Below are 22,790 nucleotides of genomic sequence, written 5' to 3' on the forward strand. Positions count from 1 at the left end.
TTCATAATCGTACCTCCTGTTCTGCCGGCATCGTTTCTTTGTCATAGCGCCGCGTCATCACGCGGCAGAGTATGGCGGATCCAACCATAGCAATGCCCGACCATAAAAACCACTTGTCCGCTCCCATAACCTCCGTAACAGGCCCCGCCACCAAAAGACCGATGGGCATGGCCAGCGTCATGACGGTCAAGTACAGGGAAAAGACCTTACCCAGCACTTCGGGCGGCGTGCTTTCCTGTATATATGCCGTAAGCGGCACATTGAAGAAGGTGCCGGAACCACCCATGAAGAAGCAGCACACGACACAAGCCCAGTATCCGCTTTGAGGCAGAGCGCCGCTGATGAGGGCGGCGGCTCCCAGCACCCCAATGGCCAGAGACACCATTAAAAACCGCTTGCGTATGCCGCCCCACACCCCTATGATCAGCGAAGAAACCATCAGCCCGGCGGAAAACACAACCTCCACCACGCTGTTGTGCCACGCCTCGCCCAAAAAGTGTGTGCGTACCAGCAGCGGGAACAACGCCCCCAGCGGCATATAGAGGATGGTGGCCAGAACAAGGGATGGCAGTGCCGCCATCAAGGGCCTGTTTTGACGCATAGCGGCAAAGCCTTGCTTGAAATCCGTGCGGAAATCCGGCTTTTCGGCAGTCCGCGGAATATCGGGAATGCGCACGAACAGCAGGCAGGCGATGGCAAACGCCGCGCCAAGGATGTCCACCAGCATAATGCCCGCCATAGAGAAAATGCCCATCAGCACCGCGCCAAGTACCGGTCCCAGCATGACGGACGTGATCAGATTGCCCCAGCCCCCGGCCTTGGTCAGCATTTCCATCGGCACCAGCATGGGGATGGCTGCCTGCATTGATTACTGCAGGTCTATGGGGATACATTGTCATGCATCGGAAATTGTGATAGGATGGGCAAAAAGGCAGGGAGTTGGTCCAGGCAGAAAGGCCGACCTGGATATTCACGTTAATTAAGAGGGAGTGTGCTCAATGATATACGCGGTATTATCGGATATCCATGGAAACTTGCCGGCGTTTCAGGCGGTTGTTGCCGATGCAAAAGCGAATGGCGCAACAGTCTTCTTACTGCTAGGCGATTATATGCGCGATACGCCGTTTTTGAATGAAGTGGTGGATATCATCCGCACTTTGCCTAACTGTACTGCGATACTTGGCAACGGCGACATCGGCGTGATTTCGTTAAGCCGAACAAAGCCCGCCGGTTGTAAGCATGAACAAATGCTGCCAAATTTTTGGTCTTACAAAAATCTGACGCAGATAAACCTTGATTTTCTGATGTCCCTCCCCGAAACCGCTGATCTGACCACGCCAAGCGGCAAATGGCTTCATTTATCGCATGGTTTTCCGTTAATCGGACATTCTCCGCGGCTCGGCGCATTCCATTCCGGCGATTACGCCAGGAAGATGGAACAAAAACCATTTTCTTTTCAGGACGGAGTAAACGCCATGCAAATATCCGCTGAGAAATACGCACAGGAAATCGCGGATTGTCCCGGTGATATTTGTTTGTTCGGGCATAATCATTTGCAGTTTTTCGGTAAAGTCAAAGACAAGATTTTGCTCAACCCCGGCAGCTGCGGATTGCCTTTCGACTATGACACCCGCGCGCCGTATGCCATCATTGAGGATGACGGCGGTACACCGGCAATAGAACTGCGCCGGGTCAAATATGACATCAATAAAACGATTAACGCCATTCACGGGTTTTCCGCTTTTTCGCACGCGGAGTTTTGGGGGAAATTGCATATCGCTATGCTCCGGAGTGCCTCGGATATGGTGATGAATCGATTTTGGGAACATGCCCGTAAAATCGGTGACGGTAAGTTTCCGATGGAAAACGACGTATGGCGTAAAGCCGTGGCGACTTACGAATTTTGAAGTGTTTGGAACCAACTTCATGTTTCAATGATATTATGCTGCTTTATCGAACATTTATGAAAACTTATAAACATTGACCCATGAGAATGAAAGCGCTATCGGGTTGCAGCTTGCATGGGTTATGGAAAGGAAGAAAAGGTGATGGACGAAACCACAAAAATCATAAGGGATTTCTACAATGCGGGAGTGGAAGTTGAATGGAATCGTATCGCGGGCAGACCGGAATTCCTGCTGACTTGCCGGATGCTTGACCGTTATATAAAATCGGGTGATAAGGTTCTCGACATTGGCGGCGGTCCGGGGAGATATTCTCTTTATCTTGCGGAAAAAGGCTGCGATGTCACACTGTTCGACTTGTCGCCGGAGAACACCAGGTTTGCCGCCGAACGCGCCGCCGAACAAGGGCTTTTCATCCAAACGATCACCGGCGACGCACGGGAAGCGAATAGGCTGACTACCGAGCAATACAACCATGTTTTGCTTATGGGACCACTTTATCATCTTCTGGAAAAAGAGGACAGAGTAAAGGCCGTAAACGCCGCATTAAACTTGTTGAAACAAAATGGCGTTATCTTTGTGTCGTTTATCAATATGTTTGCCGGAATAATATACGCAATGAAGTTTATGCCGGATATTGTAAGCGATCCCATTGAGCAGGAGTTTTATCATACCTTTTTTGAAAATCGTAGCTATTCAGGTGCGGCGTTTACCCAGGCGTATTTCGCAAAGCAGGACGAAATCCTGCCGTTCATGTCGCAGTTTCCACTTGAAAAGCTCCACTTTTTCGGTCAGGAGAGCATTACCTCCCCCTGCGAGGGCAACATCATGTCACAGCCGAAAGAGATTGTAGATCTGTGGCTTGATCTCTGCGAAAAGATCTGGGAGCGTGAGGATTTGCTCAGTTGGTCGGAGCATTTGATGTATGTAGGGAGATCTACCTCCGACAGGTCGGTAAACTCAAATCCCGTATCCGGATCATAAAGCCTGTATCGGTTGTGATACGATACATGGAAAACCTCCCGTTTCAAAGCCGCCGGACAGAAGAAAGGCGTAATTCATTATGTCCTTTGCATTTTTCTTTGACTCTTGATGGATATCTCCGGCGGATCTCTTTCCCCTGTTGAATTCTGACTTACGATTCAGACATCATTCTTTGCCTTGCTTTTTCATCAATGATGGACCGAAGCTGTTTTAACAGTTCATTTCCTTCAAAATAATTTTTGCCGTAATCCAAATTGAATCGAATCAAAATCAGACAGTCGATGTTGTACATCGCTTAACCCTTCTCCCAATAGTCTTTTTCAATGGTCTCACCACAAAAACGCAAAAGACCGGGAATATCCCGAATCGCCTGAATCATTCCCGTACTCCCGGATCCTCAGCCACATAATCCTGATACCAGTACCCTTTGGGATGGATTTTGGTGCGATACCGATGATGCGGTGCAGGGAGCGGATCACAGGCTCTCAACATCGCAGCAGTTAACCCGGTTAAAAGGTCCGCCTTGATAGCCATATACGCAGGATTATCCCATAGATTCCGTATTTCCATCGGATCGGATACCAAGTGGTATAAGTACCCTTTTCCCATCATATCAACCTGCATTTTATAATCGCCTTTACGGATCATTCGCACCTGACCGCATTGCGTCCACGTGTTCAGACAATCAAACGTCTCCATATTCCTGCTTGCACCCTCCGTTACAATATCCAGCCTGTCCCTGTCCGTCCAATAGCGTCCGGAGTAACCGCTTTCCGAATAGGCAACCTGATATTCCCCTTCCGGAATATTTCGGTTTCGAAGAAGCGGGAGAATACTTTTCCCCTGTACTCCAAAAGGAGTTTCCGCTCTGAGAATATCACAAATGGTCGGCAATATGTCGACCAGATTTACGAAAGGGCTCTTTAACGTTCCCTGTGGAGCCACTCCAGGCCCCCGCCATATCATGGGAATATGGGTCAACACATCCGGCAGATCCGGCCCCTTGCGGATCAGCCCGTATTCCCCGACAAAATCGCCATGGTCCGATACGAACAATATGATGGTATTCTTCACGAGATTTCTTTCATCCAGACCATGGATCAAGCGTTTGAACTGATCATCAATCAACCGGAGCATGCCATGATAATTGGAACGGACGCGCAAAATTCGGTTGTCTATATCCGGGCCCAGGATCTTTTCCCAGATACTGCGAAGCCAGATAAAGCGATGTCCCTTGTCCGCCAGATTTTCCGTGGATGTTTGCTGCTCCGGCAAGGACTCCGGAGGGAACATATCGAAATAAGGCTCCGGTACCTGATAAGGGTTATGTGGCTCAGCAAAGGACAGCCAAAGGAAGAAGGGTCTGTCTCCCTTGCATTGATCAATGAATCTCAAGGCGGACGTCACATTGCGATAAGGTTGCTGTACCATGATTCCTCCCGGGGACGGCCGATGCCCTTCCATATGCTGTAATTCTGATAAATATTGATCCAGCCTGCTCTCTGCTTCCGAAATCTTCTGGTGATCTTCTATACCGGTATGCCCGTTCACTTCATGAAAGTCAAAATCCGACGGATTGCGATGGGAATGATTTTTCCCACACAACGCAGTCACATAACCCATTGATTTCAATACATCCAGCAAATCCGCCGTATAGAAAGCATCCCGGGCATTATGATTGGTGCGTACTCCATGACTTTCCGGATAGCGCCCGGTCAACATGCTGACTCTGGCAGGCATACAGGTGGGGTTGGGTGTATAAGCTCTGGCAAAATCCACTCCGCCTTTGGCCCAGGAATCCAAAAATGGCATGGTATCCAGGGAGTATCCCGCTCCTTTGCGCAAATCAGCCCTTTGCTGGTCTGTCATAACAATAATGATATTTGGGGACATGTTTGTTTCCACTCCTGTTCCTATTGTACTGCAGTCTGAAGATCGGTTCATGTGAAGGAAAGCAGAAAATCCATGCAATGAATCAATGGGCGCCGTGGCATTTCTTGTATTTTTTACCGCTGCCACAGTAGCAGGGTTCATTCCGCCCCCATCCGGCATCCACAAAAAGTCCATTTTTGGGAGCATCTTCCCACTTCCCCGCCATGGCAGGATCCTTCCTGCAGGCCTCCGCCAGCTCCCGCAGCTGAGGCAGGGCGTGCTGGTAAAAAGCTTTCCACCCGCTGCACAGCCAGCTCATATGATCCGGCGGGTTTCCGTTATAAATGCGATGCTTCAGGCAGTCACCGGAGCAATATGTAAGATATTCACAGGAACGGCATTGTGGATTCCACTGTGCCTTTTGCCGCCCAAACGCAAGATATCCGGGGTCAGACAACATGGATTCCCAGGAACGGTCCGCAAGGTTCCCAATTCTTTTGTCCTTCTCCACAAAAAAGTCACACGGATAAACATCCCCGTTATGCTCCACCACAAAGTATTGACAGCAATTTCCAGCCATATGGCACACCGAATAGCTGCCGTCTATCATGTGGTTCAAAACAGCATCGAACATGCGGACCGATACCCGATAGACATCCTCCCGGATCCATTCAGCAAACACATCGCACAGAAACTGTCCCCACTGCTCCCCGGTTATGGAAAAAGGCATGGGACTGCCGTCCGGCTCCGGCTCCACACAGGGAATGTATTGATGATACTGCACTCCAAGATCCCGGAGATACCGGTAAATCTGCTTTCCCCGGCCTGCGTCTGCCGCATTCACCAGCGTCAGGACATTGAATTCAACATGGTTCCGTTCCAGACACTGCATTCCCCTGCGAACATCCTGCCAGGATCCGGAGCCGTCCGCCCGCCTTCGATACCGGTTATGGACCTCCTCCGGCCCATCCAGGCTGATCCCCACCAGAAAATGGTTTTCTGCCAGGAAACGGGCAAAATCGTCATCCAGCAAAGTACCATTGGTCTGCAGACTGTTGGCAATGGTCCTGCCCTTTCCGTACTTTTGCTGCAAAGAGAGAACTTTCTCAAAGAATTCCCGGCCCATCAAAGTCGGCTCCCCTCCCTGCCAGCCGAAGGCATAGACCGGCTGCTCAGTAGCCAGATAGCCTGCAATCATTTTTTCCAGAACCTCATCCGACATACGATGTTTTTTGCTTCGGGGATACAACACACTCTTCTCCAGATAAAAGCAATATTCACATCTTAAATTACAATCCGCTGATGTGGGCTTGATCAATAACGAAAATGGCCTGTTCATAAAAACCGATCCCCCCTGTCTCTATTGTACTACAGGTTGAGGATCGGTATCTCTTTTTTTTGGCACATTTCTTTCTGATTCCATGAAAAGAACCGATATTATGATTTTGGAGAGCCCAAAAAATAGTGGCTCCGGAGTCCCGGCTTCCCTTAAAAATTTGCCAGCCCGCTGTTTTCCACTCCCTGCATAAACTGCTTCTGGAACACAAAATAGATGATCATCAAAGGCAGCATTGCCAGCACACATGCTGCCATGGCATCCAGATTGATCTCATTTCCCAGTGCAGTGGTGACTTTTACCCCGTACTGGGCTACCCCGGATATTCGCTGCACCAGTATTTTGTTATAGTTGGACAAATAGGTATCCGGCTCAAAGGCGTCATTCCAATGCCATACGACTGATAAAATCGATACCACCAGGATTGTGGTCTTTGCAATGGGAAGCATAATGCTGAAAAATATCCGCGGCATGGAGCAGCCCTCAATTTTTGCTGCCTCTTCGTAAGACTTCGGCAGGGTTTTGAAAAACTGCCGGAACAAAAAGATATACAGCCCTCCCTTTAGCCCAAAGCCAAAAAAGCAGGGAACCAGAATCGGCAGAAACGTTCCCATCCAGTTGAGTTCGGAATACTGGATATAGAGAGGCATGATCAGCACCTGCGGCGGAATAATCAGACTCAGCATGGCAATTCCAAACATGATCCCCTTGCCCCGGAACTGAAACCGTGCAAAGCCGTAGCCTGCCAGGCCGCAGGAAAGAACATGTCCCACCGTACTGATCAGCACCACCGTAAGCGTATTGAAAAGGGTATGGAAGTAATTCATCTTTTGGAATACGTTACTGTAGTTCTCAGCATTCACCCTGGTAATCACCCACACCTTGCTGGCATCAATCAACTCAAAATCATACTTGAGTGAATTGAAGACCAGATAGATCAATGGATACAGAAAAACAAAAACCAGCTCAATCAACAGCGCATAGATAATGAGATTGATCAGAAATTTGCCGGATACTTTCCGAAAATGATCCATGCGGAAAGTGATTTTCTCCTGCTTTCTTCTATTTTCACTTATTGTTGGATTCATCAACAGATTCCAGACCTCTTTTCCTGTTTGATTTCACCGCAAAAAGGCTGTTGCGCGACGGTTCGCACCGGAGCCTTTACTGCAGAGTCCTGTCTTCTTAATCATAATTGGTAAAACGCCTCAGGATTGTGAAAGCGAGAATGGCAATGGCTCCGGATATCACAAAGTAAATCCATCCCAAAGCGCTGCCGTAAGCAAGATTAAAGTCTTTGAATGTGGTATCCAGAGTATACTTTATCACCTTATTTCCGGCATTTGTGGAGAAATCAATTATCGTAAATACCGTATTGAGCAATATGGTCGGAGTAACCAGGGGCAGGGTGATTTTCCAGAACTTTTCCCACTCCATGGCACCGTCGCAGTAAGCTGCCTCGTAATAGGATTCCGGTATGGTCTGCAGGGCCCCGAGAAAGATAATGATCTGGATTCCGGACATCCAGAAGATATCCTTTGTAAGCGTCAGCAGGTTACTCATGAAATAAGCGATGCGGTACCCGAAAATTGCCACCAACGTACCGGAGAGACTGATCATTTCTTCAGAAGATGTCGCCATCGATTCGTACGCCTCTGCAGCAAGCTCAGAAGCCGTCTTCGCAATGTTCCCTGTGATCGTATCCATAACAACACCGGTACCCAGTAAAACAGGCAGGAAAAACGCCACTCGGAACAATCCCTTGAACTTCAATTCCCGATTCAGCAATATGGCAATAAAAAGAGAAAATACGACGACGAGAGGCGTTTTAATCAATACCTCCTTCAGCGTGTCCAGAAGCAGCGGAATAAAATCTGTATCCTGGAAAAATGCATTGGCATAATTCGTCCATCCCGCAAAGTCCAGGGAATAAGAAACGATATCCCTGACCTTGCCGAAGGAAAGAATCAGCGAATACACCAACGGATAGGTAAAGAAGGCCAAGAACCCCAGCATCCATGGAGCAGTGAAAAAATAGCCCCATTTGTTTTCCTTTGAAGTAAGCTTCGACTTTTTTATCTTCATATTGCAAACCCGCTCTCTGTCCAGGTACCTGCCTGCGCCGGCAGGCCGGTTTTAATGTACAACATATCCTTTTGCCGGAACCACAATATCATCTGCCTTACCCTCTTTCCCGGAATAATTGATATATATTGTCCTGTTGTTGCTGTATTTTACCACTGCAATGTCATCCGGCCGATATTCATGGGATATCATATAAGCATCGGTAAACCGGGAAAAGTTTTTTTCAAACTCCCGATAGGTATCGATGATCTCCTTCTCTGCCAATGGGTAAGGAGTAGTGAATTCATCATAGATATCCGCATACCTGGCCGTTTCCTCCACCGTCAGCAAATAGAACGGGACGCATCCGTATTCAATGGCCTTCAATTTTTCCAGTTCCTTATCAAAGAACGTGTTGAAAGGCTTTGCCGTATAGGGAATGGAGCCATGAACCACCATCTGATAAAACGGCACGGATTGATCGGCAAAGACATAATCTGTGGAGCCGATGGGAATATCCAGAAGCCAGGAGCTGTTTTTCAGCACATACAGATTGCCGCCCATACTGGCAAGCTCGATCTGCCTGGCTGCCTGTTCATAGCTTTCCATCCATGTTTTCACCGTCCCTGCCCGGGTGGACCGGTATTTCTCATTGTAATCATAATACATGAGATTCGGAATTGCAGAAACCATCATGCCGGGGTTGCCATATTCCTTATGAGCCGGCAGGGATTGTTTCAATAAGCTTTCCTTTACCACCAATGGTGAAAACAGCTTATCGGAATGGGTACCGAACTCAAAGATCCTCTGGTTCGTATCGTTTGCCAGCTTTTTCTTATTTATATTGCGGTCGGACGAATCGGCATAAACATAATCCTCCGCCAGAAACAGGGCATTCTTTTGCCGTTTTGCTTCTTTTTCCAGATCCTTCAGCCCTTGTCCTCCCCCGAGGCCGGCTGCTGGTCGGAACCGGGTGGGCCTTTTGATCGGATCGGTCCAGCGATCCATTCCGATCATCATGTTTTCCACACCAGCCGTTTTCAGCTTCCCCATGATATCCTGTACCTGCCCGAAAGTGGAGAAGGGGATGAACCGGCTAAAGAACAGGACTGGCTTTTCCACGCCACCGACAAATTCCAGTCCTATGGGCACTTTCCCTTTCTGAAGCCGGTCGCTTTTGTTCAGAAGGGATCTTTTCTGAAGATAAGACCGGTAGGCGTTGGCCATGCCACTGTAGTTTGCCTGTTCCCCGTTCAGGAATTGAAACCGGACTTCCGCATCAAAGCTGTTCTTCTCTTTTTCATAAACCTTGGCGGTTTTGGAGGAATAAGCACTGGAGGAGCTGATCTCCACCATATTCCGGTAAGTAAAATTTGCATTGATCCGATTCAGATTAACGGTATTTCCGCTGGGATAGAAGGATACAGACGCGTCCACGTCCCCTTTTTCAATTATGGCCAGAAAAGCGTCCTTTTCCTTTTTTGAACCGTAAACCGGCAGCATAGCCCGTTTCAGCCCTGCCAGATCCCGGTTGAATTCCCACCGGATATCCACACCCCGGTCGGAATAGATATCCTGTTCATAATGTCCGGTTACATTGCCATGATCCGGCTTATTGTAAGCGATGGCACCCGATCCGTTGGGAAAGAAAACATAGCCTTTTTCATCGTCCGAAGAGGCGCCAAAATTGGGAAGCAGCTGGATTTGTATTATCCCGCCGTATTTGATGGATTTCATCAGCCCAATGCAGTATACGGCATAGTCCTCTTCTTTCTCCAGGTCGCTCCTCATCTTTGCAAAACGGTCCTTGTCCTTCTTTGAAACCTTGTCCGATTCCCTGATCTTATTGAAAAAGCCTTTTTCATCTTTCTGCCCGCCATAAATACAGTCGTCGAGAGATTGGATGTTTGAATGACTCCGTATGACGCCACTCGCCTTCTCCGCTATATATTGGATGCCTACCGCACTCTTCACATCTTTAAAATAATCCTTGAGTTTGGCGATGCCTTTTCTGGCATTGGCAATCGTGGCTTTATTTTCACTGAGCTTCAGTTTATCCGCCTCATCGACGATTTTTTCCGTATGAGCAATAAACTCCCGGATGGTTTTGACATAGCCATCCAGTTTTTTCTTTGTCCCTTCCCCCTCCTGGATACGTTTTGACGGAACAGAGGCAATCAGGGACTTCCCGTCTATGGAAATGTCCACAGCCAGGGAAATATTTTCTTCCGGAAGATGATAGGAAAGCCTTACGCCATTCTTTATTTCCTTCATGCCAATCTCCGGTTCCAGAGTGTTTACGGGAGCGGTAATGATATCGGTTGAATTCATGCCCAGATCCGTATAGGACAATCCAAACAGCGAATTGTAGGTTTCCATGAAATACGCGTCCGGTTTCTCCCCTTCCGGCGTATATTTTGCAGGATCCACAGCTGAGCTCCATACATATCCCGTTTCTTTGTCCACTACATCGATGACGCCGGTTTCCTCCCTTACATAAAGGATGAGAAAATCATTTTCTGCAGCAAGCGTATACCCTTCCGGTTCCCTAACTTCCGATGCCAAGCCCTGCGAAATCTGCTTTTCCGGTTTGATGTCCTGCGATCTTTGCTCATCCGTCTTCTGCTCTTCCATCTTCTGCGGTTCCTGCCCTGCCGTCCCATTTTCCCGGGCAGACACTTTTCCCGGATGAAACAGACCAGGGCATCCGAAAAACAGCAGAACTGCAAGGGCCATGGTACCTACTCTTTTTTTATTCATGCTTTGCCTCCTTGTCATCCATCCACACCCTCAGTTCAACTGAAAATACATCCGATAGCTGCCCCATACTTCCTTTATGAAATCAACCAGTTCCTCTCCAAGCAGAAACACCAATCCCAGAATAATCCAGATAAACAGGATGCCCAGAAGGGTAATGAGAGCAACCTTCACCGTTTCCGTAAAACTATAGGAGTTCATGGACATCACATTGATAAAAAACAGAACAAAGATCCATATCCACATGATATCATTGATGCCGTTATACAGGGAAAGGCTGGAAAGGGACAGCACGTTGGAGAACAGCGCCAGCGGAACCGTGATCAGGATATAGGGTACCATGGAATAAGCGGATGCACTGAACACTTCGCTGATTTTCACTTCCCCGCTTCGTATCGTGGTAACCAGATAATTACAGGTCACCCAGGACAATAACGGAATCATCAGGCTGAGCAGTTCCATTCCGATGTTCCGGTTATAAAGATCCTTCTGAAACGGGAAATGAGTCAGATAAAGCGAAGCAACCCTGGAAGCCAGTACCAGCCCATACAGGATCAGCGGCAGGGTCACATCAAACTCGGATCTTTGCTCCCGGATGGTCCGAAATCCTTCCATGGGATCAAATACAGATCCGAGCAGGATCCGGAGACGGCTCCCTTTTCGGAACCACCTGCTTCGAACCGGCTTCTCAAAGGATCGCTTGTAAGCTCCGTGGAAATATTTGAAGAGCAGCATGATCAGGATTGCAATTGCCAGGATGCCAAACAGAACAAATGCAAAATGTTCCCTGACGTCGAGCAGGAGCTGTGCATCAAACGCTTCGGAATATCCCGGCAGATAAAACGAGATCCGATACTCCTGCATTGCTTTCCGATATTCCCCGTTCCGGAGATACGAGTCTCCCATCCCCTTGTGGGCCATGGGATAATTCGGGCTGATATCCATGACCTGCTGCCAGTATACCACTGCCTTGTCATACCTGCCGTTCTCATAGTTTTTCAGTGCTTTATGGATCAGCAAAGTAAATTCCGTGGGTTTCATCACGTGAAGAAGATTCTGCGTACTGTCCAGAACATAAATATTTCCTTTGCTGTTGATGGCAATGCTGGAAGCACTTAGAAATTTACCTGCCCAGTTCCCGGTTCCTCCAAATACCATCAGATTGTTTCCGTTGCCGTCGTATTGATAGATTCTTCCGGATACATTGTCCACCATATTGATGATGCCATCCGAGTCCACACAAAGATCAGCAAATTCCGGATCCGAATTTTTCTTTCCATAGTGGAGAAGGACATAGTCAATGTATTTATCTCCAAAGCTTCCTCCATATGGATAAATATTCTTTCCTATGGTGGAAAACTTCTTCAGCTGCCCCTGCTTCGTATGTATCGTGGTGGTGTAGATTGCATTCTTCTGATCGATCAGAAAATTGGAGTTTGTAGGGGGAATCCGTTTTGCAATCTTTTTCTTCTGGGATTCCGATGCAAACGCCTGAACCACATGATCCGCAAAGCTGTACTGCAGTTTGGTGGAGGCCATGTATCCCCGGAACGTATTCTCTTCATCAATAATCGTCAGGCCATGATAATCATCCTTATTCAATATAAAGATCTGATCAATTGAATTGATGGAAACCTTGGTGGGCCGAAAGGCATAGGAACTGTCATATAAATCTGATTCCGGCTTGACAAATGTCTTCAGCAGCTTTCCTTCCGGGGACACCTTCAGGACCCTTCCGTTATCGGTATCTGCAATAAGCATGTTCCCATTATCGTATACATAGATCCCCTGCGGATTATTCAGTGTCTCCCCGCCAAAATTGTTCAGAGCCCGGACATGTTCCATGTTTTCATCCATCATGACAATCCGGTTATTTCCGCTGTCCACGATATAGATATGATCCTTCTGATCGATAAAGATATCCTCCGGCTTATTCAATTGCGCCACCTGACTGCCAAAATAGCCCTGCGCCCTGATCGCGTTATAGGTAACAGGAATATAGGAAAGCCCGACATTGGGATCAAAAACATAGTCCGCTTCGTTATAGGCATGACAGGGTGCATTTGTTTGATAAATGATAAACAGGGAAAGCAAAACCGCAACGAATCCCTTTAAGAATTTGGATTTTTTCATGAACGATACCACCTTATCCTTTGATACCTGAATATTCCATCGTTTGCAACACCCTGGACTGCATAAACACATAGATCAGTATCACCGGTGCCGTCGTAAGGAACGTCGCAGCCGCAGCCGCTCCCATCCTGGCAATCCCTCCGTCAGCTATGCTCTGCAGCACAATGGGAAGCGTTTTTTTGGCCTGACTGGTGATATAGATCATGGGCCCGAAACTGTCATTCCAGTTTGCGATAAAGGAAAATACGACGATAGTGGAACTCGCCGATTTCGTCAGAGGCAGCACAATTTTCCGAAAGGTGGCAAACGTACCGCAACCATCCAGTTTGGCACTGTCCAGCAGCTCATCCGGGATCTGTGAAACAAATTGCTGATACAGGAAGAAATACATGGGAATCGCAAATTTCGGTATGATAAGGGACAAATAATTGTCCAGCAATCCGGCTTTGCTCACAATCAGATAGATAGGAATCTGAGACGCCGGAGCGGAATACATCAGAGCATAAACCACAATTCTGGAAAATGTCTTCATGCCCCTCAGATGAAGCTTTTCAGCGGAATAAGCCCCCATGGAGCAAACCAATACCGTGCCCACGACGCTGCATACCGTTGTAACTACACTGTTGAACAGATATCGGGTAAAGGGCACCACCTTGCTGTCCAGAGTCCCCAGCAAGCTGCTGAAGTTCTGCAGGGTGGGCTTTTTGACAAAAAACCGGGGTGGAAACAGCAGCAGCTCATCCAATGGTTTAAATGCAGTGACAACCAGATAAATCAAAGGAAGCGCCATAAAGGCTGCCAACAAAATCATTACGATATACAGAAGCACCAGCCCCGGAGTGATCCTCCTGAAATATTTCCGTTTACGGTTCCGTATATGCACAATGTTCCTCCCTCTCCTATTCATCCTTGGATGAAAAAATCTTCATCAGAATCCGTCCCAATCCAAAATTCAGCAGAAACAGCAGAAAAGATATGGCAGACGCATAGCCCAGTTCAAACCGGAGAAATGCATAGTCATACATATGGCCCACCATGGTATGAGCCGCATAGTCCGGACTTGGAAATCCTGCAATTCCCACTGTAATATCAAAGACCCCCAAAGCTCCCACCATGGCCATAATGGAATTAAACAGAAGCTGAGGCTTGACGGAAGGCAGGGTAATATACCACAGCTCCTGGAATTTATTTCGGATCCCGTCAATCTTCCCGGCTTCGTACATGTCCTTCGGAATATTATTGAGCCCCGCAAGATTGGTCAAAAAGCCGGTACCCATGCTGGTCCACAGTGATATGAAAATAATCAGCTTCATTATATATTGGGGATCCTTTGTCCATTGGACTGGCTCACTCAGGAATCCCAGCCGGATCAGGATATCATTGACCAGTCCATACCGGTCGCTGGAAAACAGATACAGCCAAACCACCGACATGGCCAGACCACTGGTCAGGGACGGCGCATAAAAGGCCAGGGCAAAGGTATTGCGGAATTTCAGCTGGTTGATGATCCAGGCAAACAGAAAAGAGGCTATAAATCCCAGGGGACCGGCAACCACAGCATAGCTGAAGGTATTTTTCACCGCCTTGATAAACAAGTCGTCATTGGTAAACAGTTCCTTATAGTTCTCAAGCCCGATGAATTTCATGGGCTGGATGATGTTGTAACTCGTTAAGCTTAAGACCAGACTCCATATAACAGGTATGACAACAAAAACAGTAAACAGAATGACAAACGGAGTGGCCATGAGATATCCTTCCGCCGTATCCTTCCGGAATGGATTGAAAAAGCCGTGTTTCTTTTTCGGAACCCTGCCCGGAACCGTGCCTGCCCTGCCCGTTGCACCCGATGTATTCATTATATTCGTCAAATCCTTCCCATTCCCCTCACATCTCCATTGATCGGTCCGTTATTCTTCCGGATCCTGACCGTCTTCCAGACCATACTCCACCTGTTTCCGTTTCATCTCAATGTTTACGGCCTTGATGGCTTTCTCCAGCGATTCTCTCGGATTCATGCCGTCCATGACGACCCGGGTCCAGGCATTACTGATATGACGGGAAGTATAATATCCTCCCAATGCATTGGGAACTCCCTTATACGAATCCCAGGCTTCCCGGAAAACCGGAAGATCTTCCTTTGGCCAGGGAAGGGACAAAAAGGCTTCCGTATTGGCCGAATTCCACCTGGCTTCCAGACCGATGACTGCTTCCACCTCCATGGAAAACCGTTCCTGTATCTCCGCGCTGGACCACCATTTCGCAAACTCCCAGGCTTCCTCCTTTTTATCGGAATCCGAAAACATGCATATGGTACTGATGGCGCCGCTGTTGCTTCGGTCCATGGTCCCATCCTCCTGCAATATCCCGGGTATATTGGTCACTCCCCATTTTCCATAGATATCCGGTGCAGCATAGGTGAGCTTGATGAAATCTCCATATCCTCCTATCACCAGCGGAACATCCCCAATCCGGAAATGATTGTAAACATCCACTGTTTTCGGAATATCATAAATCGTGTAATTCTCCGTCCACTGCAGAAAAGCCTTGTACGCAGCATCGGAATCCAAAGCCAGTGCAGACCGATCCGCATTATAGTATTCTCCGCCGTTTTGATACAGGAACGGCGAATAATCCGAAGGCATATAGAAATCCAGCGCATTCTGTTTCAGGATCGGCAGGGCGGTATAATACAGATCATCCCATGTTTGCGGGACATCCATGCCAATCTCCTCCAGAATGTCCTTTCGATAAAACATCATGGAAAAATCCATTGTTTCCGGAAGCGCGTAAACTCCACCGCGGTATTCCAGCGGAGTCAGAGCTTCCGGTAAAAACCTTTTCCGGATCTCATCAAAATCGCTGAATTTGGACAAGTCCCGGGTAGCGCCCCGGATGGCAAGCTCCACCGGAGTGGATTGATCACTTCCCAGCGCGACATCCGGCGCATTTCCGGAAATAATGGAAAGCATCAACGGACTGACGCTTCCCACTGCGCCAACGGAACCGGCAGGCAGAATATTCACCTTTACTGCGATTCCGGTTTTTGTGGAAAAGTCTTCATTGGCAAGCCTCTGAATAATCTCGCCCATCTCTTTTGTCCTGGCAACCCATACATCCAGAACAACGGGCTTCTGCTCCTGCACTTCCACCTGATTCACAGCGGCTGCCGCTTCATTCCGGGAATAGAGCACGCTGTCATAATCCTTATAAAAGGAGGAAGCAAAGTTTACCATGGTGCCTGCAGCCCTTTCCCACAGGGTGCTTTTCCGCAGCTTGATTTCCTTTTCCGGTGTGGCAAACTGCAGAAAGTCAATTGTCGCGGGCTGCTCCTGTATTTCAAAGGCATAAGTGGACAGACTGGACTGGGTGGTCGTCAGCTCCCTCAGCTTTTTGGGGATCTTCTCCGGCTTCCGGATCAAATAATCCAGCTGGTCTGCTGCTGTATTCAGGCTGTTTGCCAGAGTAGGAGTCTTTCCCGATATTTTAATCAGATAATCCACCAGATGCCGGTATCGATCCCGGATATCCGCCATGGTATCCATGAGCTTCGGAACCTTCTCATCCAGTTCATACTGAAAATTGGGATCCGGATCGCTGCCTGTCACTTTTGTAATATTTCGCAGAAGGGCGGACATGTCTTCATTGATCGAATAGATTTCCCGGGCTACATAGCCGGATTTTCCCAGCTTGTTTTCCAGGGAAATCCGGTGCTTTCCCTCCGACAGATAAAACAGATAAGGCTTCCCCTTGCCATCCGAGACGGTTACGCTCTGCCATTTATCACTGTAGGAAAGGGGATATTCCTTTACCTCCTCAAAGGGAACGACACCGTCAATGGCAATCTGCCGGTAGACATTCAACCCTTCCCCGTGATTCTGAAAGACCTTTAGGTTCAGTTTATAAAGCGCGGATTCCGGGGCATAAAAATCCCATTCAATTTTCTGATTGGCATTCCTCCAGTTGTATCCGCCGATTGTATTCAATACTACCTGACCTTTTTGATAGGGCTGCGTGGCAGGATCCGAATTGTATTCCCTGCGCAGAATCTGTTCCGACCGATAGTCGGCATCTTCCCCCTGCAACACAACACTTTCCCCCTTGTATTCCGGAAAGTCTTTTTCCTTGTATTCCTTGAGGACTTCCCGGTATTTTGGGTAATCTTCCGCAGGAATCAGCGAAATCTCCCCGATGGAAAGCTTTCCGCTTACGCTTACAAGGGTCAGGGTATGCTTCCCATTTTCTAGATAATACCGGAATGGCTCACTGGTGTACCCGTCCACATCGGTTGCTTTTACGGTAAACCACTCATTCTGCTGCTTCAGAAGAGGGTTGACCTCATCCCCGTTGATATCCTTTGTTACCTTGGAAGCTTCATACCATCTTCGCGGAAAGGCGATATTCCCGCTTTCGGTAAAGGGAAGTTCATGATCAATCCATATCTCGCGCTGTACCTGCGAGCCTTCCTCCGCGTCGGTTAAATACTCGAACCCGATTTCGTACAGGCCTTCCCGATTCACTTCAAAATCCCAGGACACAGCCTCTGTCTTCTCATCCGTACAGACGGAAACCGAATCTCTCCCGGCTTCCTCCTTTTTAAAGACAGGTTTTCCGGAATCGGAAAATGCATTGGCAGCCTTCAGAACGATCCTGTCTTTCCCGGAAAGCTGATAATTTGAGGGATCGTCATATTTCCCGGAAACGGCAGCATAGCTGTTCTCCGCTGACGCCGGCGCATTTGCTTCCCCTTTGATATTCTTTTCGGGTACATTCCCATCCGTTCCGGCATTTTCTCCGGCAGCGATCGCTTTCCGGCTTTCTGCAGGAACACCGAAAAAACTCCATCCCATTATACATAATATCAAAAGCAAGAGTATTGTAGTTTTGAAACCTGCTGATTGGTTCCCTTTTCGTCCTGCCGTTTTCAACTCGATTTCCCCTTTGAACAAAAATAAACATACAAGAGGTATCTATGCCCGGATCACACCCGGTGCATAGATACCGTAATCATTGATTTTCAGAGCTATGAAAGGCCGTTATTTTTTCTCTTCCTCTTCGGGTTTTTCTCCCTCTTTGTCTTTCTCCTTTTTCTCAGCTTCCGCCTTTTCCTTGGCTATCCGCTCTTCTTCCTTCTTTGCCTCGTCCTTCAAATTGATCTTCCCGGACTGGTAATCCTCATAGATCTGATCCGCCTGTTTCTGAAGGGCAGCGAGCTCATCCGTGACGGTAACTTCCCCGTTCAGCATTTTAAACATACCGTCTACCATAACACCGTTCCATTTTGCATTAATGATGGAATTTGTGGATCTTTTTATGTTGATTTTTTTATAAATCTCTTCCCGGTCCAAAACGCTCTGCTTGATGTCCGGCCTGGTGTTGTCCAGATATTTGTCAAAAAGGGCATTCTTCGCTGCCGGATCTGTCATAAAGACAGGCACCCAGGTCTCCGGATTATCTATGGCTTCGCCGTCCATTACATTGCTGACGCCTCCGGTGACACAATATTTCAGAAGCAGCCAGGCACCATCCGGGTTTTTCGCTCCGGTCGGGATGCCATACCATTGATTGATAAAGCCAGTTACATATGGCTCATGATCTTTCAGCTCGTCCGGACGGGGCAATGGCGCAACCCCAACGGCAAAGTTCTTGTTTTTCATATTGTTTGAATAGCCAATATCCGTATTGACCATGGCAATATTCCCCTTATCCCAGTTTATCGTATCCGGGATCTTGTCATCGCTGCCGTAGATATCGATGGTTTTCTTTAAAAACTCGAAGGTGTCCGCCACTTCCGGTGTATTGATGTCGACTTTACCGTCTTCTTCCTGATACTGTTTCCCGGTGGACAGAATCCATCCTTCAAATCCGCCCCCGCATTTATAGCCCAGCTGTTTGACCATTCCGTTGGAATCAAATGCCGTCAGCTTCTTTGCATAATCCAGAAATTCGCTGCGCGTTTGGGGTGGAGTATCCGGATCCAGACCGGCTTTCTTAAACAAATCCTTGTTCCATACCAAAGCCTCGGTGGAAACGTCCGTATACACGCCGTAGATTTTATCTTCATATGTAGTATAGTCCGGATACCAGTCGGGCAGATCTTTCAGGTTATAATCCGGATCGCCGTTCAGATATTCATCCATATGTTTGTATATATGTCAATAGTATATTGATATATTTATACAGAATGTGAGATGGAATCCTGTCAAATTGGCGAATTGCGCTTTCTTTCTTTGTGAAATCCTGCGGCACGGCAAAAATACATGGTTGCCCATACCAGTCATTCACTACAACTTCTTCTCATATGATAAGAGCCGCAACCTTGCTCATACCTAAGGCTTACGGCTCCTTTTTCTTTTTTTGCTGTCAAACCCGGGAAGGGATCCATCAGGTGACAAGGCCTATATAGAACATCCGAATTCTGCAAGTAGGGTACTTCTTCTCCACTCCAATCAGATATTTCTCCTCCCGCTTCCGTTAAAATAATCGAACCGGCTGTATCATCCCATGGCTTTGAGCTTTTCTCAAGATATGCCTCTGCGCGGCCACATGCTATATAACAAACAACAGGATAATTCCACTATTCAAGTTCCAGCCATGTTATACTATGGGGACTAAGGTCGAACCTCATAACATTATTGTCGGCGTTATATTCCACATCTTTATTTACGAACTTCACTCTATGCGGCATGAATGGAGTATTGCCCTCAGCCAACCCTTCACTGGTCATTTCCTCTGACAGAATTAAATCCAATCCCTTTAATTCATCGGAAAAAATTTTCAAAGGAATCTTTTCAAGGGGATGACGATTCACGATAGCCAGGGTAATTTTATCCTCTTTTTCGACGCATAAACTATCCACATAGGGAACATCTTCTACCTGCGGAGCCATGAAAATTCCTTCCTCCACGTCATAGCCTGATCCTTCACAGCTTATTGGAATCAGATGCCCCCCCGCAAGCCTGGAATACCTTTTGATCACTTCCACCTGTGGATCCAGGTATATAAATGGTCCTGCTTTTCTGATACAGCCTCCATGCAGAATAGCCGTGGCGTTGGCAACCCGTATATGCTCCTTCATCCGAATCAACATATTGAGGAAAAGTCCTGCATATACGGCACCCCCGATATTCTGAACCACGGGAAGATCGGGCCTTCCCAAAACGCCCCATTCCGTAATAGCCAGATCCACCTTTCCGCTCTTGCCCCTGCTGTCGATAAGTTGCAGCAGTTTGGGGATATCCACATCCTCCCATCTGGTTGTATGGGCCATGATGGACCGCCAGATATTTTCAATCCTCTCATTGTCACCCAATTGGCTGTTGTTGTCTGGCAATGCATGCAAAGTGATACACTCCAGGTTCCTGCCCCCCTCATCAAGAAGAGCCTCATGCCAATGATGATGGGATTCCACTGCGTCAAAAGGACTTCCCGTTGCCAGCAGTTCAATATTCGGGTCTGCAGCCTTCATAGCCCCGGACCATTCCTGAAACCGCCTTGCATTTTCCTCAGCGCCGCAATGACCAATCTGCCATTCGCCGTATATCTCATTGCCGACTTCCCATAACTTCACATTATATGGATCGGAATGACCATTTTCCGCCCGCTTTTTCCCCCATGGAGAATCTTTCGGACCATTCACATATTCGACCCAGGCAGCGGCTTCCTCTGCAATACCGCTCCCCATATTTACACAGATATGGGGCTCGGCCCCAATCAGCTCACAAAAGCGCAGAAATTCATCTATTCCAAAAAAATTGTCTTCCATACCACCCCACGCCGGATTGGGTAATGTCTGCCGGTAATCAACATCCCCTATACCATTCCAGAAATGATATCCACTTGTGAAATTCCCCCCTGGGCCCCTTAAAACCGGTGGTGCCAAGGTCCTTGCCTCTTCAATGATATCCGGGTCAAACCCATGGATGTTGTCATCGGGAAGAAGTACCGCCCTGTCTATCCATACATATCCATTCCCTTCCGCTGTTATGGAAAAATCAATGGGTTCATATCTGTCTGCGGCCCCCTCAGGAACAACCAAATTAAAGTGGATCTTCTCCCAACGATCCTTTGGCCACGGTAAATCTGTCCGCACTATCACACTATTTTCATCTGAATTCTGTTCATTCTTTCCTCTTCGCCGGAACTCTACGGAAAGATTTCCTTCCCCCACCGCCTTGATCCATATATGCCCACTATAGTTCTTTTCTCTATGAAGAGGAGCAAAAATTCCCTGCCTGAGGGAAACCTTTTCCTTCCCTGGATTCAATCTGACGGAAGTTCCAATCCGCCCTTTTTCGTTGCCTCTGCCCGCCCCATGCGGGACAACTTTCCAGGGGAGTGGGATCCCATCTTTCGTCTCATCATCCAGAATCAGCATACCAAATCCCGTACAACCAATCTGGGGAGACCACTCCCTGTATTTGTCGATATCTTCTTTCCGCAATCTGTGGATACCTTCGGCAACCCTGCCGTTATCCAATAGATTGTTTTTTTGATCCGGTGTCAGATTATGGTCCGCAGCCATAGCCGGATTTCGAAGGAGCTGTGCCAAGATCCCTCCCTGAACAGTAAAGCCAAGATGCTCCAAAAAATTCCCAAATAATCTGCCGGGTATCGTTCCACCTTCCTTTTGAGAAGCGTGAATACTCAATATCGCCTGATTTTCCGACTTGCGAACAAAATGAAAACGTTTACTGGCTGGATTCATTTTTAACTTCACCTTACCTTTCGTGCAATTCCCTGCTGCCTGTCCGACAGCTTGTCTTTTCCCATATTTTATAAAAGCTGTCCGCTAATTATACTCCGGCCATGCTTCCGTGAATGACGGGGATTTCCCTTGGCCCGAAGGAAGCATTCCGGGAAGCGGATATCCTGATATCTTCCCCGTCAAAGCTGCAGCGCAAAGTAAAATAAAAGGGTGTTTCAATGAACCGGAGAGTAATCTGACAGACCACATCCTCCGTCCATACGCTGCTGGCCATGATTTTTCCCGGCAGCCAATCCGCGTGCTCCGGATTTTCCATCCAGTCCCCTGTGCCGCAATGAATCTCCACGATTCCTTTTCCCTTTTCCCGCAATCGCAGGTTGCACCGCTCCGCCAGGAATTCAAAGGAAATCCTCTCCCATCCCGGTTCGTTCTCCTCCAGAACATAGCTTTTCCCTGTCCGGTCCAATGTCTGTGGGGAGGAATTCCTTCCCTTCGGAGGGAAAAGCGCAAGGCTGCGCAGGAATTTTTGAAGCGTTGCACAGACTGGCGGATTCTCCGGCAGCTCTGCGTCTCCCATGGCAGAAAGAAGATGCCTCCAGACCGACTCCAATACGGATTGCATATCGTCCAATCCGCTTGTAATGGCAATCACGGCATTCTGATCCGGCATAACGATGCAGAACTGGCCAAAGGCACCGTCTCCACGATAGGCGTTATGCCTGCAGCGCCAGAATTGATAGCCGTATCCCCGGCTCCAGTCGCTCCCGGGATCCTCTCCATTTGATATATGGGAGCGTGTGGCCTCCTGTACCCATCCTTCCGGTAAAACCCGGGCTCCTTTCCAGATTCCGTCCTGCAGATACAGCTGCCCGAATCTGGCGATGTCCTCTGTCCGTATGGAAAGGCCCCAGCCGCCGCAGTTGATGCCCATGGGACAGCATTCCCACGTGATGCGGCAGATCCGGCCGGTATGGATCCCACCACCCTTCCGAAACAACATGCCCGTTGCGAAGCATCATGAAACTGTGCAGCTCCA

General features: G+C 48.1%; 16 protein-coding genes. 2 read left to right on the forward strand and 14 right to left on the reverse strand.

What is annotated here, in order from left to right; genetic code table 11:
* Position 1 precedes the first annotated feature (1 nt).
* A complete protein-coding gene (locus QBE55_00205) occupies positions 2-847 on the reverse strand; it encodes an MFS transporter (protein ID WZL78631.1) in 846 nt (281 codons plus the stop codon).
* A 151-nt stretch (positions 848-998) separates the two neighbouring features.
* Here QBE55_00205 and QBE55_00210 point away from each other — a divergent pair, with 151 nt between their 5' ends.
* Together QBE55_00210 and QBE55_00215 are read left to right on the forward strand one after the other, a co-directional pair.
* Positions 999-1,907, forward strand: coding sequence for a metallophosphoesterase family protein (locus tag QBE55_00210; GenBank protein WZL78632.1), 909 nt, complete (start codon positions 999-1,001; stop codon positions 1,905-1,907).
* A gap of 141 nt (positions 1,908-2,048) precedes the next feature.
* Complete coding sequence (locus tag QBE55_00215; protein WZL78633.1) at positions 2,049-2,888, forward strand: class I SAM-dependent methyltransferase; 840 nt, start codon at positions 2,049-2,051, stop codon at positions 2,886-2,888.
* Between the two features lie 151 nt (positions 2,889-3,039).
* Here QBE55_00215 and QBE55_00220 read toward each other — a convergent pair whose 3' ends face one another.
* The 13 genes from QBE55_00220 to QBE55_00280 form a co-directional block, all read right to left on the reverse strand.
* Positions 3,040-3,180 carry a hypothetical protein gene (locus QBE55_00220; GenBank protein WZL78634.1) on the reverse strand — a complete coding sequence of 47 codons (141 nt, stop codon included), beginning with the start codon at positions 3,178-3,180 and terminating at the stop codon, positions 3,040-3,042.
* An 83-nt stretch (positions 3,181-3,263) separates the two neighbouring features.
* A complete protein-coding gene (locus QBE55_00225; GenBank protein WZL78635.1) occupies positions 3,264-4,781 on the reverse strand; it encodes a sulfatase-like hydrolase/transferase in 1,518 nt (505 codons plus the stop codon).
* A gap of 82 nt (positions 4,782-4,863) precedes the next feature.
* The gene (locus tag QBE55_00230; protein ID WZL78636.1) at positions 4,864-6,099 is read right to left on the reverse strand and encodes an anaerobic sulfatase maturase; all 1,236 of its coding nucleotides are present in this window, start codon (positions 6,097-6,099) and stop codon (positions 4,864-4,866) included.
* A 149-nt stretch (positions 6,100-6,248) separates the two neighbouring features.
* Entirely contained in the window at positions 6,249-7,130 is an 882-nt protein-coding gene (locus tag QBE55_00235; protein WZL78637.1) for a carbohydrate ABC transporter permease, read from the reverse strand.
* Positions 7,131-7,281: 151 nt separating this feature from the next.
* Positions 7,282-8,181, reverse strand: a complete 900-nt coding sequence (locus QBE55_00240; GenBank protein WZL78638.1) for a sugar ABC transporter permease — start codon at positions 8,179-8,181, stop codon at positions 7,282-7,284.
* Positions 8,182-8,232: 51 nt separating this feature from the next.
* A complete protein-coding gene (locus tag QBE55_00245; GenBank protein ID WZL78639.1) occupies positions 8,233-10,920 on the reverse strand; it encodes a DUF5696 domain-containing protein in 2,688 nt (895 codons plus the stop codon).
* A 30-nt stretch (positions 10,921-10,950) separates the two neighbouring features.
* Positions 10,951-13,050, reverse strand: a complete 2,100-nt coding sequence (locus QBE55_00250) for a YIP1 family protein (GenBank protein ID WZL78640.1) — start codon at positions 13,048-13,050, stop codon at positions 10,951-10,953.
* A 13-nt stretch (positions 13,051-13,063) separates the two neighbouring features.
* Positions 13,064-13,933: a carbohydrate ABC transporter permease gene (locus QBE55_00255; GenBank protein WZL78641.1), complete on the reverse strand. Its 870-nt coding sequence runs from the start codon at positions 13,931-13,933 to the stop codon at positions 13,064-13,066.
* 16 nt (positions 13,934-13,949) lie between these two features.
* Positions 13,950-14,918, reverse strand: a complete 969-nt coding sequence (locus QBE55_00260; GenBank protein ID WZL78642.1) for a sugar ABC transporter permease — start codon at positions 14,916-14,918, stop codon at positions 13,950-13,952.
* 39 nt (positions 14,919-14,957) lie between these two features.
* Positions 14,958-17,897, reverse strand: coding sequence for an extracellular solute-binding protein (locus QBE55_00265; protein WZL78643.1), 2,940 nt, complete (start codon positions 17,895-17,897; stop codon positions 14,958-14,960).
* A gap of 186 nt (positions 17,898-18,083) precedes the next feature.
* Positions 18,084-19,187 (reverse strand): extracellular solute-binding protein, encoded by a 1,104-nt coding sequence (locus QBE55_00270; protein WZL78644.1) that lies wholly within the window; start codon positions 19,185-19,187, stop codon positions 18,084-18,086.
* A 437-nt stretch (positions 19,188-19,624) separates the two neighbouring features.
* On the reverse strand, positions 19,625-21,754 hold the full coding sequence (locus tag QBE55_00275) for a hypothetical protein (GenBank protein ID WZL78645.1): 2,130 nt from the start codon (positions 21,752-21,754) through the stop codon (positions 19,625-19,627).
* A gap of 88 nt (positions 21,755-21,842) precedes the next feature.
* Positions 21,843-22,754, reverse strand: a complete 912-nt coding sequence (locus QBE55_00280) for a serine hydrolase (protein ID WZL78646.1) — start codon at positions 22,752-22,754, stop codon at positions 21,843-21,845.
* Between the last annotated feature and the right edge of the window lie 36 nt (positions 22,755-22,790).

Source organism: Eubacteriales bacterium mix99, assembly GCA_038396605.1.
Lineage (GTDB): Bacteria > Bacillota > Clostridia > Caldicoprobacterales > DTU083 > UBA4874.